Source organism: Pseudomonas antarctica (genome assembly GCF_001647715.1).
GTDB lineage: Bacteria > Pseudomonadota > Gammaproteobacteria > Pseudomonadales > Pseudomonadaceae > Aquipseudomonas > Aquipseudomonas antarctica_A.
Genome location: NZ_CP015600.1, coordinates 1,671,870 through 1,687,064, shown reverse-complemented (window position 1 = coordinate 1,687,064; position 15,195 = coordinate 1,671,870). Strand labels below are relative to the sequence as shown.

The following is a 15,195-nucleotide window of genomic DNA, read 5'->3' as shown; positions in this document are numbered from 1 at the left end:
GCTTCGTCAAGAAGGATAGCCATGTCTCGTCCCAAGCCCGACCCGTTGTCGGCCGATGCCTTTCGCGGGTTTTATGCAGATATTCTGTATTTCCTGCGCAAGCGCACGGACAACGCCAGCGACGCGGCGGACATGACCCAGGATGTCTTTACCCATTGGCTGGACTACCGCGACCGCGCGAAGGTCGAGCAGCCACGGGCGTTTCTGTTCCAGATGGCGCGCAACCTGCTGCGCGATCACTGGCGTAAACAGAAGGTACGGCAGACCGCCCACGCTGAGCCGGCCGACAGGGACGCCGAGCCGGTCACCGACGAGCAAAATGACCCGATGGCCGCCGCGCAGCGCCTGCAACGCCTGGAACAGTTGAAAGAAGTCCTCGCCGAACTCTCGCCCCGCAGGCGAGAAGCCCTTATGCTGCACCGCTTCGAAGGCCTGAGCCAGGCGCAGATCGCCGAGCGCATGGGCATTTCGACCAGCATGGTGGAAAAGCACATCGCTTTTGCCCTGCTGCATTGCAAGCGACGTCTTCACATTGACCCCGGCACGGAGCAGCCAGAATGAACCGCTTGAGCGACATCGACGCCCTGGACATCGAAGCGAGCGACTCCATTGACGCCCAAGCCGCCAGCTGGTTCGCGCGCAACCGCAATGACGCGGGGCGTGCCGACCGCAAAGCCTTTGCCGCCTGGCAGGCTGAGCCCGCCCATGCACGCGCCTATGCCGAATTCGAGCAACTGTGGGCCGACCTCGCCCAGTTGCAGCAACTGAACCAACCCGTGCCACTGCCCACGCGTAAACCCTCGTTCTGGCGCCCCGCCCTGGCCGTGGCGGCCGCGCTGGTCTGCACAGTGCTGACCACGCACATCGGCGCGCCTCGCGAGCTCTACCACAGCCAAATCGCCGGGCATGCCAAAGGCATGCGCACGCTCAACCTGCCCGATGGCAGCACGCTGTATGTGAATGCCAACACCCATCTGCGGGTAGATTTCAGCGCCCATCAACGCATCCTTCATCTGGACAAGGGCCAGCTGTACATCGAGGTCGCTGCCGACAAGGAGCGGCCGCTGTACGTGCAGGCCGGCGAGGCGAACGTGCGGGTGGTCGGCACCGGGTTTGATGTGCGGCGCAGCCAGCAACAACTGGTGGTCAGCGTCGCCCATGGCCAGGTCGCCTTCGCGGCGGACGCCAAAAGCCCCGTCACCTTGCTCGGCGCGCAGCAACGCGCAACTTACAGCTACGCCAAAGGCACTGTTCAACAGCAAACCCTCACGGGCGAAGACGTCGCCGATTGGCGCAGCGGGCACCTGTCCTTTCGCAATCGCGACCTGGCCAGCCTCATTGATGAGCTGAGCCTCTACCGGCCCCAGGCACCGTTGCAGGTCAGCAAAGCCGTGGCGCAACTGAAGCTCTCGGGCAATCTGGATGTGAATGACCCGGACGCCCTGCTCAATGCCCTGCCTGCCCTGCTCCCGGTAAAAACCGTGGCGTCGGCCGATGGCATCGTGAGAATCGAACCGATCAAGTAAGGCTCGCCCTCCATTTGAGAATATTTTGCATTCGCAGGTGTGGAATTTTTTGCCTGCGCCGTCTTCCTCCCGACTGTGTTTGATACGCACACCTTTTTGGCTATTTAGCCACCCCGGGGGATTCCATGTTTCGCGCGCCTTGCCACGCTTCGCACCTGTTTCTTCGACCGTCCCTGATTGCTACCTGCATGGCGTTCAGCCTCAGTGCCCAGGCCGAGACGTTCAAGCTGCAACTGCCCGCCCAGTCTCTGGCCACCTCGTTGAGCCAAGTGGCGCAGCAGGCGAAAATCCAGCTGCTGTTCGATGAAACATTGCTCAAGAACGTGCAGGCGCCGGCGCTCAATGGTGAGTTCACCCCGGAAGTGGCGATTCGCACCTTGCTGAAAAACGGCGAATTCACCCTGATCAGGGTCGGAACCACTTACGTCGTGCGCCCCGACGTAGGCAAGACCACCCACAGCGGCGCGATCCAGCTCGACGCCCTCAGCGTGATAGGCACGGGTAACGAAGTCGACGCCAGCACCGTCAACCGCTCCACCCTGACCCAGGCCGACATCGACCGCTACCAGTCCAACAACATCCCCAGCCTGTTGCAGACCTTGCCCGGCGTGAGCCAGGGCGGCTCGCTGAAACCCGGCGGCCAGACCATCAACATCCGCGGTTTAGGCGATGCCGAAGACGTGCCGCTGACCGTCGACGGCGCCACCAAGAGCGGCTTCGAGCGCTACCAGCAAGGCACCGTGTTTATCGAGCCGGAGTTGATCAAAAGCATCGAGGTCGAGAAAGGCCCCAACTCGCCGTTCACCGGCAACGGCGGTTTTGGCGGCACGGTCAACATGACCACCAAGGACGCCCCGGACCTGCTCCAGGACGGTCGCAACAGCGGCGCAATGCTCAAATACGGTTACTCCAGCAACGACCACGAACAGGTCTACAGCAGTGCCGTGTATGGCCGCACCGACGACGGCCGTTTTGACGCGCTGGCCTACCTGACCCAGCGCGACGGGGGTGATATGAAGGTGGCCGCCAAGTTGCCCAACGACAACAACGAGTACCCGGTCAACCCGCAGCGCTTGCCCAACAGTGCCCAGGATGTGGACGGCAAGCTGTTCAAGGTCAACGCGCACTTCACCGATGAGCACAGCGTTGGCCTGTCCTACTCGCGTTCCCACAGCAATCGCTGGACGCCCTTCTCCGCCGCCAGCTACCCGACGCCGCCGACCCAGGCCAACATCGACCGCTACGGCTACGAAGGTGCGTTGAAGCGTTTTTTAGCCCACCGCGACACTGTCGACACCACCTGGTCGGGCAAGTATGAATACACGCCGCTGGATAATCCGCTGGTGGACCTGACCGTCAAATATTCGCAGTCCAACACCGACCAGACCGACGAGCGCGACGCCAGCGCGTTTTTCCAACTGGCCACCGGCGGGCGCAAGATGGACACCGCCTACACCGACAAGCACCTCGACATCCGCAACGTCAGCCTGTTCGACACCGGGCCGTTGCAGCATGCGGTGACCGTCGGCGGGCAGATTCGCAGGCACATCCGCGAAACCGAGATGTGGATGCCTGGTGCCACGTACAACACCGCGCGCTATAACTATGGGCATTTCCAGCCGGGTTTCATGCCCCACGGCAAGGTCGATACCCACAGCTTCTTTGTCCAGGATGCGGTGACCGTCGGCGATGTGACCATCACCCCGTCCCTGCGCTACGACCACGTGCGCAACCGCGGCGAAGGCAACGATGCGCCGTACTACAACAACCCCGATCCGTCCTTCGGCCACGATTACAGCGACCGCACCTACACCGGCTGGTCACCGCGCCTGGCGCTGTTCTGGAACGTCACCCCGCACTTTGGGCTGTTCGCCAACTGGAGCAAAACCTGGCGCGCACCGGTCATCGACGAACAGTACGAAGTGCAAGGCCTGGGCAGCCGCACGGCCACCAGCGTTGACCTCGACCCCGAGCGCATCACGTCGATCACCGTGGGCAGTGTCGTCAGCTACGATAACGTGCTTGCCCAGGACGACAACCTGCAAGTGCGCACCACCGTGTTCCACAACAAAGTCGAAGACGAAATCTTCAAGGCCACCGGCGTCGGCTGCCAGAACCAGGCCATCAATGGCGGCACCATTTCCAGCGCCTGCCCATCGGGGGCGATGCCCAACTACCGCAACATCGGCGGCCTGACCATCAAGGGCTTTGAGCTCGAATCGTTCTACAACTCCACCTACCTGTTCGGTTCGGTGTCGTTCGCCTACGCCAAAGGTGAACATGAAGGCGCCTACACCAACCCATGGGGCCCGGACGTGCCGGCACGTGATATTCCACCGACCAAATGGGTGCTGGTACTGGGCACTCACATTCCAGCCTGGGATGCCCAAGTGGGCTGGATGGGCCAGTTCATCGGCGCGACCGATCGCTTGCCGAGTAACAAATATTCCGGCGGCCCCGGCAGCAGTTTGGGCGACCTGTTCTACGACCAATACGGCAACAAGGCCTACAACACCCAAGGCCTGTTCGCCAAATGGAAACCGCAACAGGCTTACCTCAAAGGTACCGAGGTCAACTTCACCGTGGACAACCTGTTCAACAACAACTTCCGCCCGGCCTTGAGCGGCGACCGCGCCTACATCAAAGGCCGAGATGCGAAGATCAGCGTCACGCGGTTCTTCTGAGGTTAGGGGTGCAGCCGGCGATGCAGATTTCTCGGTCGGTCAGCACAACCGAGGCGATCCCTTCGCAGACTCGCTGAAGCTCGACAGCTCCCACATTGGTTCTCCATTCGCTGGCGATCTACTGTGGGAACTGTCGAGCCCCAGCGAGGCGGCGAAGGCGGCGGCACTGCCAACAGAGCGATTGAAACTGTACGGATAAATCCGCACCCAGCTGTAGGCCCGCTACCGGCAGGGGTTGTGGCTAGATGGGCTTCCCTTGAAGCCCTGCAGATTTCGGTCCCCATCATGAGCTCGCGCGAAAACACCGGCATGGCCCTCGGCCTGCTGGGCGTCATCATCTTCAGCCTGACCCTGCCCTTCACCCGCATCGTGGTGCAGGAAATCCACCCGTTGCTCAACGGCCTGGGTCGCGCGTTGTTCGCAGCGGTTCCGGCAGCGGCGCTGTTGCTGTGGCGCCGTGAGCGCTGGCCGACCTGGCGCCAGGTACGCGGGTTGTGCCTGGTCATCGCCGGCGTGATTCTCGGTTTCCCGGTGCTGTCGGCCTGGGCCATGCAAACCTTGCCGGCGTCCCATGGCGCGCTGGTCAACGGCCTGCAACCCCTGTGCGTGGCGCTGTACGCGGCGTGGCTGTCCCACGAGCGGCCGTCGAAAGCCTTCTGGGCCTGTGCGGCGTTGGGCAGTGCGTTGGTGTTGAGTTACGCGTTGATCACCGGCGCCGGCAGTATCCAGGCGGGTGATTTGTTGATGCTCGGCGCCATTGCCGTGGGCGGCCTGGGTTATGCCGAAGGTGGCCGGCTGGCCAAAGAGATGGGCGGCTGGCAGGTGATCTGCTGGGCGCTGGTGCTGTCGACGCCGGTGTTGATCGGCCCGGTGTGGTACCTGGCGGCGCAGCATCAAGGGGCGATTTCCATGCGCACCTGGTGGGCGTTTGGCTATGTGTCGCTGTTCTCGCAGTTCCTGGGATTTTTTGCCTGGTACGCCGGGCTGGCCATGGGCGGCATTGCACGGGTCAGTCAAATTCAGCTGTTGCAGATTTTCTTCACCATCGCGTTTTCGGCGTTGTTCTTTGGTGAACACATCGAGCCGATTACCTGGCTGTTTGCCTGTGGTGTGATCGTGACAGTGATGCTGGGACGCAAGACGGCGGTGCAGGCTGCGCCCCTTCCCAAGCCGAACGCTATTTAATGTGAAAGCAGGCCTGTGTGGGAGCTGGCTTGTGTGGGAGCTGGCTTGCCTGCGATGCAGGCAACTCGGTCCGTCAGAAAACCGAGGCGATGCCATCGCGGGCAAGCCCGGCTCCCACACAAGCCCACCCTCCCACATTTGATTTGCAGCGCTCTCAGCTCAAATAACCATCCGCGCGCAGCAAGGTTTCCAGGCAGTGTTCGCTGATCTGGTAGAACGCCTTCAGCTCCCGGATTTTTTTCAGCAACTGCGCGTTGTCCAACGGCTCGGCGCGTTTGACCGCCAGGATCATCTTGTTCTTGTTGGTGTGTTCCAACGAGATGAACTCGAACACCTTGGTCTCATAACCGCAGGCTTCAAGGTACAACGCCCGCAGGCTGTCGGTGACCATTTCCGCCTGTTGGCCCAGGTGCAGGCCGTATTGCAGCATCGGCTTGAGCAGCACCGGGCTCTGGATTTGCAGACGAATCTGTTTGTGGCAGCACGGCGAGCACATGATGATCGAGGCGCCGGAGCGAATGCCGGTGTGGATCGCGTAATCGGTGGCGATGTCGCAGGCATGCAGGGCGATCATCACGTCCAGTTCGCTCGGCGCGACGCTGCGCACATCACCGCATTTGAACACCAGCCCCGGGTGTTCCAGGCGCGCGGCGGCGGCGTTGCACAGGGTCACCATGTCTTCGCGCAGCTCAACACCTGTCACCTCGCCCTCGGCCTTGAGGGTGTTGCGCAGGTAATCGTGAATGGCGAAGGTCAGGTAGCCCTTGCCCGAACCAAAGTCAGCAACACGCACCGGCCGGTCCAGTTTCAACGGTGACGAAGTCAGCGCATGGCTGAACACTTCGATGAATTTATTGATTTGTTTCCACTTGCGCGACATCGATGGGATCAGCGCCTGCCTGGCGTCGGTTACGCCCAGGTCAGCGAGGAACGGCCGCGTCAGGTCCAGGAAGCGATTTTTCTCGCGGTTATGCTCCGCGGACGGCGCCTCACGCAGTTGCTGCGGCTTGCTTTTGAACAGCGAGCTTTTGTTCTTCTTGCTGTACTCCAACTGGGCTTCATCCGTCAGCGAGAGCAAGTGCGCGTTCTTGAACGACGCCGGCAGCAGCTCGGCAATCGCTGCCACGCCGTCCGCCAGCGGGAAGTTCTTGGTGATGTCGCGCGTCTTGTAGCGGTAGACGAAGGACAGGCACGGCTGCTCCTTGACCGTCACTGGCTTGATGATCAGCCGCTGCAACTCGGCCTCTTCACCGACGTACTTGGCCAGTACCAGCTTGATAAATGCATGCTGCGCGAGGCTTGCGCTCAGCAGTTCGATGAACTGGGCGTGATGATCCGGCGCAGGGCTGGCAGGTTGAGCAGTGACGGACATGAACAAAAACGCCTCGGGCTGGGAATGCCGGGCATTTTAGGGGGGATAGGCGTTGAGGGCACGGGGTTATTTGATCAACGGTCACTCAGCCGCCGCAAATCAAATGTGAGAGCTGCTTTGTGTGGGAGCTGGCTTGCCTGCGATGCTGGCACCGCGGTCCATCAGGCAAACCGAGGTGAGGCCATCGCGGGCAAGCCCGGCTCCCACAGAAAAGCAGCGCCCAAATAGGCTCAGGGGAGTTTGGGTTATTCGAGCACGATCAGCCGGTTCGGTAATTCGTTACGCGTCTGCGTCACCGGCACATGCACCTTGAGCAACTCGCCACAGGCTTCAATACACGCAATAAACCCGGCGAGCGTTTGCCCCTGTTTTACCTGCTGGGTAAACGCCTTGACGATGCCATCCCAACTGCTGTTATCCAGGTGTTTGGAAATGCCCTCGTCCACCAGGATTTCCACATACCGCTCCGCCTCGCAGACAAAAATCAGCACGCCGGTGCCGCCCAGCGTGTGGTGCAGGTTCTGCTCCAGAAACTGCCGGCGTGCCAGGTTTGACGCGCGCCAATGGCGTACCGAACGCGGGATCAAGCGGGTGGTGACCTTGGGCAGGCGAAACACCAGGCACAGCACAATAAACGTCGCCCACTGCGCCAACAGCAAGGTGTACATGGTCAGGTAGCCCGACAAGTAATGCACCACGCCAGGCACCACCAACGCAATCAGGCTGGCCCATAGCAGCGGGATGTAAGCGTAATCGTCGGCGCGGGCCGCCAGCACGGTGACCAGTTCGGCGTCGGTGGTTTTTTCAACCCGGGCGATCGCTTCGGCGACCTGGCGCTGCTCGTGTTCAGTCAGTAATGCCATGGTTGTAGATGCTCTTTTCTAGTTATTGTCATTACCCGCCGCACGTTCATTACCAGCCACCTGAGGCACCGCCGCCGCCGAAACCACCGCCGCCGCCTCGGAAGCCACCACCGCCGCCACCGCCACCGCCGCCGCGCCCACTGCTGCTGAGGATCGCCAGCAAGATAGCGCCAACCGGCAGGCCCAAGCGATTGCACAGCCATAACACGCCGATCAGCAGGATAAACAAGCCGATGGAAAACCCGGGATTATCCTTGGCGAAATTCGCATCCGCCACATGGGCCGGCACCGCCAGCGGCTCACCGCCCACCACTTGCACTATTGCCGCCACGCCGTCGCTGATGCCCTGGCTGTAATTACCGGCCTTGAACTTGGGCGCAATCACCTGGTTGATGATCACCCATGACTGCGCATCGGTCAGCACGCCTTCAAGGCCGTAACCGACTTCGATGCGCAATTTGTGCTCATCACGCGCGACGATCAACAGTGCGCCGTTGTCCTTGCCCTTCTGGCCGATGCCCCATTGGCGACCCAACTGGTAACCGTAGTCTTCAATCGGCACGCCTTGCAGGTCGGGGACGGTGACCACCACGATCTGGTCGCCGGACGTTTGTTCCAGCGCCTGCAACTGCTGGGTAATCTGCGCGCGCGTTGCCGGGTCGATCATCTGCGCGGCGTCCACCACCCGCCCGGTCAACGCCGGAAAGGTCAGCGCCGCCTGGGCCACACCGACGCACGCCAGCAACCACAGCGCCAAGCCTATCCGTAATAAACGCATCGACACCTCAGAGAAGCCTTATTTGAACTTCACTTGCGGCGCTTTATCGGCGTCGGCACTGGTGGCTTCAAACGTGGCGCGGATCGGCAAGTCGCTGTACATCACGCTGTGCCACAGGCGACCCGGGAAGGTGCGGATCTCGGTGTTGTAAGCCTGCACTGCCTGGATGAAGTCGCGACGGGCCACGGCAATACGGTTTTCCGTGCCTTCAAGCTGGGATTGCAGCGCCAGGAAGTTCTGGTTGGCCTTCAGGTCCGGGTAACGCTCGGACACCACCATCAAACGGCTGAGGGCACCGCTCAGGCCATCCTGGGCTTGCTGGAATTGCTTGAGTTTTTCCGGGTTGTCGAGGGTACTGGCGTCCACCTGGATCGAGGTGGCCTTGGCCCGCGCCTCAATCACGGCGGTGAGGGTGTCTTGTTCATGGGCGGCGTAGCCCTTGACCACTTCCACCAGGTTGGGGATCAGGTCAGCACGGCGTTGGTATTGGTTCTGCACCTGGCCCCAGGCGGCTTTGGCCTGTTCATCCAGGGTCGGAATCGTATTGATGCCACAACCGCTCAGCACGCTGCTGATCAGTAGCAGAGCCGCGGCCTTGAAGCCCCAGCGGTAATGTTGTGCTACTTGCATGGTGTCTCTCCTGCCCAAACTTGATGGAATTTGACGACTCACCCTATAAACCGCGCGCTTGGGGCATAATCCGCCACCACCACTGGAATGCATTGAGCCAATCAGCTAAAAGATGCCCAGCGCGATGTAGAGTTCAGAAGTGTGCGGTATTTATCTGAACAACACCCGAACAACAATAGACGCTCCCCACATTTTGGCCGATCAGCGTAATCGCTGTGCAGTGAGCCGAAAAAGGATATTCATGAAGAAGCTGTGTTTGCTCGGCCTTGTTGCCACTCTGGCCACTCACCCCGTATGGGCAGAAACAAAGCCTGCTGCGCTTAAAGACAAGGACGCCTTCGTCAGCGACCTGCTCAAGCAGATGACCCTGGATGAAAAGATCGGCCAATTGCGCCTGATCAGCATCGGCCCTGAAATGCCCCGCGAGCTGATCCGCAAGGAAATCGCCGCCGGCCGTATCGGTGGCACCTTCAACTCGATCACCCGCCCGGAAAACCGTCCGATGCAGGACGCGGCCATGCGCAGCCGGTTGAAGATCCCGATGTTCTTCGCCTATGACGTGATCCACGGCCACCGCACGATTTTCCCGATCAGCCTGGCCCTGGCCTCCAGCTGGGACATGGACGCCATCGGCCGCTCCGGGCGTATCGCCGCCCAGGAAGCCGCCGCCGACAGCCTCGACATCACCTTTGCGCCGATGGTCGATATCTCCCGCGACCCACGCTGGGGCCGCACGTCCGAAGGCTTCGGCGAAGACACGTATCTGGTCTCGCGCATTGCCGAAGTGATGGTCAAGGCCTTCCAGGGCACCAGCCCCGCCAATGCCGACAGCATCATGGCCAGCGTCAAGCACTTCGCCCTGTACGGCGCGGTGGAAGGCGGTCGCGACTACAACGTGGTCGACATGAGCCCGGTCAAGATGTATCAGGACTACCTGCCGCCGTACCACGCGGCGATCAAGGCCGGTTCCGGCGGCGTGATGGTGGCGTTGAACTCGATCAACGGTGTACCCGCCACGGCCAACACCTGGCTGATGAACGACCTGCTGCGCAAAGACTGGGGCTTCAAAGGCCTGGCCGTGAGTGACCACGGCGCGATCTTCGAGCTGATCAAGCACGGCGTGGCCAAGGACGGGCGTGAAGCCGCCAAGCTGGCGATCAAGGCCGGCATCGACATGAGCATGAACGACTCGCTGTACGGCAAGGAATTACCCGGCCTGCTCAAGTCCGGCGAGATCGAGCAAAGCGACATCGACAATGCCGTGCGTGAAGTGCTCGGCGCCAAGTACGACATGGGCCTGTTCAAAGACCCGTACCTGCGTATCGGCAAGGCCGAGGATGACCCGGCCGACACCTATGCCGACAGCCGCCTGCACCGCAGCGATGCCCGCGATATCGCGAGGCGCAGCCTGGTCTTGCTGAAAAACCAGAACAACACTTTGCCGCTGAAAAAGTCCGCAACTATCGCCCTGGTTGGGCCATTGGCCAAGGCACCGATCGACATGATGGGCAGTTGGGCGGCTGCCGGTAAGCCTGAACAATCGGTGACCCTGCTGGACGGCATGAACGCCGTGATCGGCGAGAAAGGCAAAGTGATCTATGCCCGTGGCGCCAACATCACCAACGACAAGGCGGTGGTCGACTACCTCAACTTCCTCAACTTCGATGCGCCGGAAGTGGTGGATGACACGCGCTCTTCGCAAGTGATGATCGACGAAGCGGTGAAAGCCGCAAAGGACGCCGACGTGGTCGTGGCTGCCGTGGGCGAGTCCCGTGGCATGTCCCACGAATCCTCGAGCCGTACCGACCTGAACATCCCACAAAGCCAACGTGACCTGATCAAGGCCCTTAAAGCCACCGGCAAGCCTTTGGTGTTGGTATTGATGAACGGCCGCCCACTGTCGATTCTCGATGAGAACAAGCAGGCTGACGCGATCCTGGAAACCTGGTTCGCCGGCACCGAAGGCGGCAACGCCATCGCCGACGTGCTGTTCGGCGACTACAACCCGTCAGGCAAGCTGCCGATCACCTTCCCACGCTCGGTGGGGCAGATTCCGACCTACTACAACCACCTGAGCATCGGCCGGCCGTTCACCCCAGGCAAGCCGGGCAACTACACCTCGCAGTATTTCGATGACGTCACCGGCCCCCTGTTCCCGTTTGGTTATGGCCTGAGCTACACCACGTTCAGCTTGTCGGACATGGCGCTGTCGTCCACCACGTTGAATAAAACCGGCAAGCTCGACGCCAGCGTCACGCTGAAAAACACCGGCAAGGTCGACGGCGAAACCGTGGTGCAGTTGTATATCCAGGACGTGGCCGGCTCGATGATCCGCCCGATCAAAGAGCTGAAGAACTTCCAGAAAGTCATGCTCAAAGCCGGTGAAGAACGCACATTGCACTTCACCATCACCGAGGAAGACTTGAAGTTCTACAACACCCAGCTCAAGTTCGCCGCAGAACCGGGCGAGTTCAATGTACAGATCGGGTTGGACTCCCAGGATGTGCAGCAGCAGACATTCGAGCTGCTCTGATCTAAAACTGTAAAGGCGGTCAGTGTGGGAGCTGGCTTGCCTGCGATAGCGGTGGAACATCCACCATCGCTATCGCAGGCAAGCCAGCTCCCACATTTGACTTCAGTGGCTGGGTTAACCCCGCCGATCCAACAGATTCACCACCAACCGATCAATCCACCCCCACACCCGCTGCTTCACGCGCCGCCACAACGGCCGTGCCTTCCACGCCTCCAGACTCACCGCCTGGCTCTGGGCAAAATCGCGCTCGAAACTGCCCGCCACGGCCAGCGTCAACTCAGGGTCCAATGCCTCCAGGTTGGCTTCCAGATTGAAGCGCAAATTCCAATGGTCGAAATTGCACGAGCCGATGCTCACCCAATCATCTACCAGCACCATTTTGAGGTGCAGAAAGCACGGCTGGTATTCAAAGATCTGCACACCCGCACGCAGCAAACGCGGGTAATAACGATGCCCGGCGTAACGTACGGAGGGGTGATCGGTGCGTGGGCCGGTGAGCAGCAAACGCACATCCACGCCGCGTCCGGCCGCACGGCGCAAGGCACGGCGCACGCTCCAAGTCGGCAAAAAATACGGCGTCGCCAGCCAGATGCGTTGCTGGCTACTGTTCAATGCGCGAATCAGCGACTGCAAAATATCGCGGTGCTGGCGGGCGTCGGCATAGGCCACGCGGCCAAGACCCGGCCCGGCCGCAGGCACCTTGGGCAGGCGCGGCAAACCAAAATGGGTAGAGGGCTTCCACGCGCGGCGCGCCACATTGGCATGCCATTGGCGTTCGAACAGTGCTTGCCAGTCCAGCACCAGTGGGCCGCTGATTTGCACCATCACCTCATGCCACTCGGCGGTGTCTTGCCCCGGCGTCCAGAACTCATCCGTGACACCCGTCCCCCCCACCAGCGCGATGCTCTGGTCGATCAGCAACAGTTTGCGATGGTCGCGGTACAGGTTGCGCACCCACCGCCGCCAGCTCAAGCGATTGTAAAACCGCAGCTCCACGCCCGCATCGGTCAGGCGTTTGCGCAGCCCCAGCGTAAACGCCAAACTGCCGTAATCATCAAACAGGCAACGCACGAGCACGCCGCGTTCGGCGGCCAGCACCAACGCCTGCACCATGGCTTCGGCGCATGCGCCGGCTTCCACCAGGTACAACTCCAACTCGACTTGCTGCTCGGCGCGGGCAATGTCCACCAGCATCTGCGGGAAGAAACTCGGCCCGTCGACCAGCAACTCGAACCGGTTGGCGCTGCGCCACGGAAACACTGCGCCGCTCATCTCAGCGCGCCGTAAAGATCAGTACCGCACCCACCGGCACCGACAAACTGATCGACTTAAGCCCCGCCGCCTTACGCAACGCCGCCACGCCCGGCGCCAGCTCGAAATCCTCGGCATGCAACACCACCGGCTCCAGGGTCACCACCTGGAAACGGCGGTCATCCAGGCGGGTGGCCAACAACTCGGCGCTGTAGGTTTGGGTCTTGCCACGCAGGGTGACGCTCAGCGGCAGGCGCAATTCCACCTGCGCGCCGGGGGCCAGGTCATTGATGGGTTGCAGGTTGATTTGCGCGCGAATCAACGCTTCGGGGAAGGTCTTGATCTGGAACAGTTCATTGCGCATGCGCTCATCGCGCAGCGGGATGCCGCTGTTGATCGACTCCAGCTCCACTTCCAATTGCGCTGCGCCCTGGCTGTCGACTTTGCCGTGCAACACCAGGAAGCGATGCACTTCAGCGATTTCAGTATTTTTGGTGGTGACAAACGACAGCCGTGAGGATTCGTTATCCAGGTACCAATCGGCGTGGGCAGGCAGGGCTGCACAGGTCAGCAGCGTGAAAGCCAGAGGTTTGGCATTGAACATAAAGACTCATGGGGAAAAAAACCTGGACGAACCTTAAGCGCAATATCACAAACGGCGCAAATCCAATGTGGGCGCTGGCTTGCCTGCGATAGCGGCAAGTCAGTCAACATCACCGTTGCCTGTGCCGCCGTCATCGCAGGCAAGCCAGCTCCCACAGGAGATTTGGGTGTTTCAGGGGGTCAGGCGACAGCCCTGGCGCTCACCCAGCCACCTTGCCGTGTGCGTGCGGCCCAACCCACTCGCCGTCACTTCACTGCGTTCCGGCGTGTCGATGAAGCGGCTGACGGGCACGTACTGCTTCACATACCCCAGGCAATAGGCTGCCGGATTGTTCTCCACATACCGGCACGAGCAATACTCCTTGGCCGTGTACGCCGCAATGATGTCGGGGAAGGCTTGCAGGTTGACGCGCTCGTGCCAGATCCAACCCAGCAGGGCGAGTAACAGCAGCAGGAAAACGCTGATAAACGGGTGACGGCGGATCATGGTTGCACCGCCGCAAGCACGCGTTTGAGCAGTTCGTTATGGCGGTAGCTGCCGTCGCGGTCATCGCCGTAGCGCACGATCACCAGGTGTTCATCCGGCATCACAAACAACGCCTGGCCCCAGTGGCCCAGGGCGGCGAAAGTGTCGGCGGGGGCGTCGGGCCACGGTCGGGCGGCGCCCTGCACTTCGCGGTTGAGCCACCATTGGCCGCCGGGCACGGCTTCGTCCTGGCCGGCTTTGTATTTGTCGAAGGGTTGGCGGTTGAAGGCGACCCACTCTTTAGGCAGCAATTGCTGCTCACCCCAGCGACCGTCGCGCACCATCAGCAGGCCGACGCGGGCCAGGTCGCGGGCGGTGAGGTAGGCGTAGGACGAAGCGACGAAGGTCTCGTCGGCATCGGTTTCCCAGGTAGCGTTGTGAATGCCCAGCGGCTTGAACAGCGCCTCCCACGGGTAATTCACATAGGCCTTGTGGCCGAGCATGCCTTTGAGGGCTGCGGACAAGATATTGCTGTCGCCGCTGGAATAACGGAAGGCCTGGCCCGGTGCGGCGGCGGCCTCGGTATCGGCGGCGAACTCGGCCATGTCGGCGCGGCCACGGGTGTAGAGCATCGCCACCACCGAGGATTTCAGCGGGGCGTATTCATAGTCTTCCTGCCAGTCCAGGCCCGAGGCCCAGTGCAGCAGGTCGGCCAGGGTGACCTTGGGGTGTTGTTTCATCGGCGGGTAGAAGCGCGCCGCCGGGTCGGTGAATTTGAAGCGGTTTTCGCCGTAGGCCACGCCGAGCACCGTGGCCATCAGGCTTTTGCTGATCGACCAGGTCAGGTGCGGGGTACTGGCGGTGGTGGGTGCGGCGTAGCGTTCGTAGATGATTACGCCATCGCGGATCACCAGCAGCGCGTCGGTGCGAATGCCTTGGCGGGTGGCGTCGTCACGGGTTGGAAAAGCGTAGGCATTGAGGGCTTCGACAGCGGGACCGTCGAGCGGTGTGCCCTTGGCCCAATCCTTGTCAGGCCAGGTTTCGGCGCGGGCGGTGACGGTGGCTAACAGCAGGGCAACGCACAACAGGCCTCGGACCATGGACACAAACTCAAGGGGGGCATTCAAGCCCGCGAGCCTAGCCTGGATGAGTGACAGTTTTGCTACGCGAGTCTTGATTGGATGCATGTTAATTGTGGGAAGGGGCTTGCTACCGATGGCAGTGGCTCAGTCAGCTTATCTGTAACTGATCCACCGTCATCGGGAGCAAGCCCCCTCCCACATTTGGATCGCGCTGCATCCGGT

13 protein-coding genes are annotated in these 15,195 nt (G+C 61.3%); 5 read left to right on the top strand and 8 right to left on the bottom strand.

The genetic code is table 11. The features are described from left to right. The first annotated feature begins 21 nt into the window (after positions 1-21). From A7J50_RS07690 to A7J50_RS07675, 4 genes are all read left to right on the top strand, one after another. A complete protein-coding gene (locus tag A7J50_RS07690) occupies positions 22-561 on the top strand; it encodes an RNA polymerase sigma factor (RefSeq protein WP_064451260.1) in 540 nt (179 codons plus the stop codon). Beyond that, complete coding sequence (locus A7J50_RS07685) at positions 558-1,526, top strand: FecR family protein (protein WP_064451259.1); 969 nt, start codon at positions 558-560, stop codon at positions 1,524-1,526. The genes A7J50_RS07690 and A7J50_RS07685 overlap by 4 nt, the downstream gene beginning before the upstream one ends. Before the next feature lie 125 nt (positions 1,527-1,651). Beyond that, positions 1,652-4,210: a TonB-dependent receptor gene (locus A7J50_RS07680; protein ID WP_064451258.1), complete on the top strand. Its 2,559-nt coding sequence runs from the start codon at positions 1,652-1,654 to the stop codon at positions 4,208-4,210. Positions 4,211-4,495: 285 nt separating this feature from the next. After that, positions 4,496-5,395 carry a DMT family transporter gene (locus tag A7J50_RS07675; protein ID WP_064451257.1) on the top strand — a complete coding sequence of 300 codons (900 nt, stop codon included), beginning with the start codon at positions 4,496-4,498 and terminating at the stop codon, positions 5,393-5,395. A 154-nt stretch (positions 5,396-5,549) separates the two neighbouring features. On the opposite strand, the gene A7J50_RS07670 is transcribed toward A7J50_RS07675, so the two are convergent. From A7J50_RS07670 to A7J50_RS07655, 4 genes are all read right to left on the bottom strand, one after another. Then, positions 5,550-6,767: a class I SAM-dependent methyltransferase gene (locus A7J50_RS07670; RefSeq protein WP_064451256.1), complete on the bottom strand. Its 1,218-nt coding sequence runs from the start codon at positions 6,765-6,767 to the stop codon at positions 5,550-5,552. Positions 6,768-7,012: 245 nt separating this feature from the next. Then, entirely contained in the window at positions 7,013-7,630 is a 618-nt protein-coding gene (locus A7J50_RS07665; RefSeq protein WP_064451255.1) for a TPM domain-containing protein, read from the bottom strand. 49 nt (positions 7,631-7,679) lie between these two features. Continuing rightward, positions 7,680-8,408, bottom strand: coding sequence for a TPM domain-containing protein (locus tag A7J50_RS32130; RefSeq protein WP_064451254.1), 729 nt, complete (start codon positions 8,406-8,408; stop codon positions 7,680-7,682). A gap of 18 nt (positions 8,409-8,426) precedes the next feature. Continuing rightward, entirely contained in the window at positions 8,427-9,038 is a 612-nt protein-coding gene (locus tag A7J50_RS07655) for a LemA family protein (RefSeq protein ID WP_064451253.1), read from the bottom strand. 241 nt (positions 9,039-9,279) lie between these two features. On the opposite strand from A7J50_RS07655, the gene bglX reads away from it, so the two are divergent. Further along, complete coding sequence (gene bglX, locus A7J50_RS07650; RefSeq protein ID WP_064451252.1) at positions 9,280-11,571, top strand: beta-glucosidase BglX; 2,292 nt, start codon at positions 9,280-9,282, stop codon at positions 11,569-11,571. Between the two features lie 114 nt (positions 11,572-11,685). Here bglX and A7J50_RS07645 read toward each other — a convergent pair whose 3' ends face one another. The 4 genes from A7J50_RS07645 to A7J50_RS07630 form a co-directional block, all read right to left on the bottom strand. After that, a complete protein-coding gene (locus tag A7J50_RS07645; protein ID WP_064451251.1) occupies positions 11,686-12,843 on the bottom strand; it encodes a phospholipase D-like domain-containing protein in 1,158 nt (385 codons plus the stop codon). Position 12,844: 1 nt separating this feature from the next. Next, positions 12,845-13,426, bottom strand: a complete 582-nt coding sequence (locus tag A7J50_RS07640) for a YceI family protein (protein ID WP_064451250.1) — start codon at positions 13,424-13,426, stop codon at positions 12,845-12,847. A gap of 171 nt (positions 13,427-13,597) precedes the next feature. Continuing rightward, complete coding sequence (locus A7J50_RS07635) at positions 13,598-13,912, bottom strand: hypothetical protein (protein ID WP_064451249.1); 315 nt, start codon at positions 13,910-13,912, stop codon at positions 13,598-13,600. Beyond that, positions 13,909-14,991, bottom strand: a complete 1,083-nt coding sequence (locus A7J50_RS07630) for a serine hydrolase domain-containing protein (RefSeq protein ID WP_064451248.1) — start codon at positions 14,989-14,991, stop codon at positions 13,909-13,911. The genes A7J50_RS07635 and A7J50_RS07630 overlap by 4 nt, the downstream gene beginning before the upstream one ends. Positions 14,992-15,195: the final 204 nt, after the last annotated feature.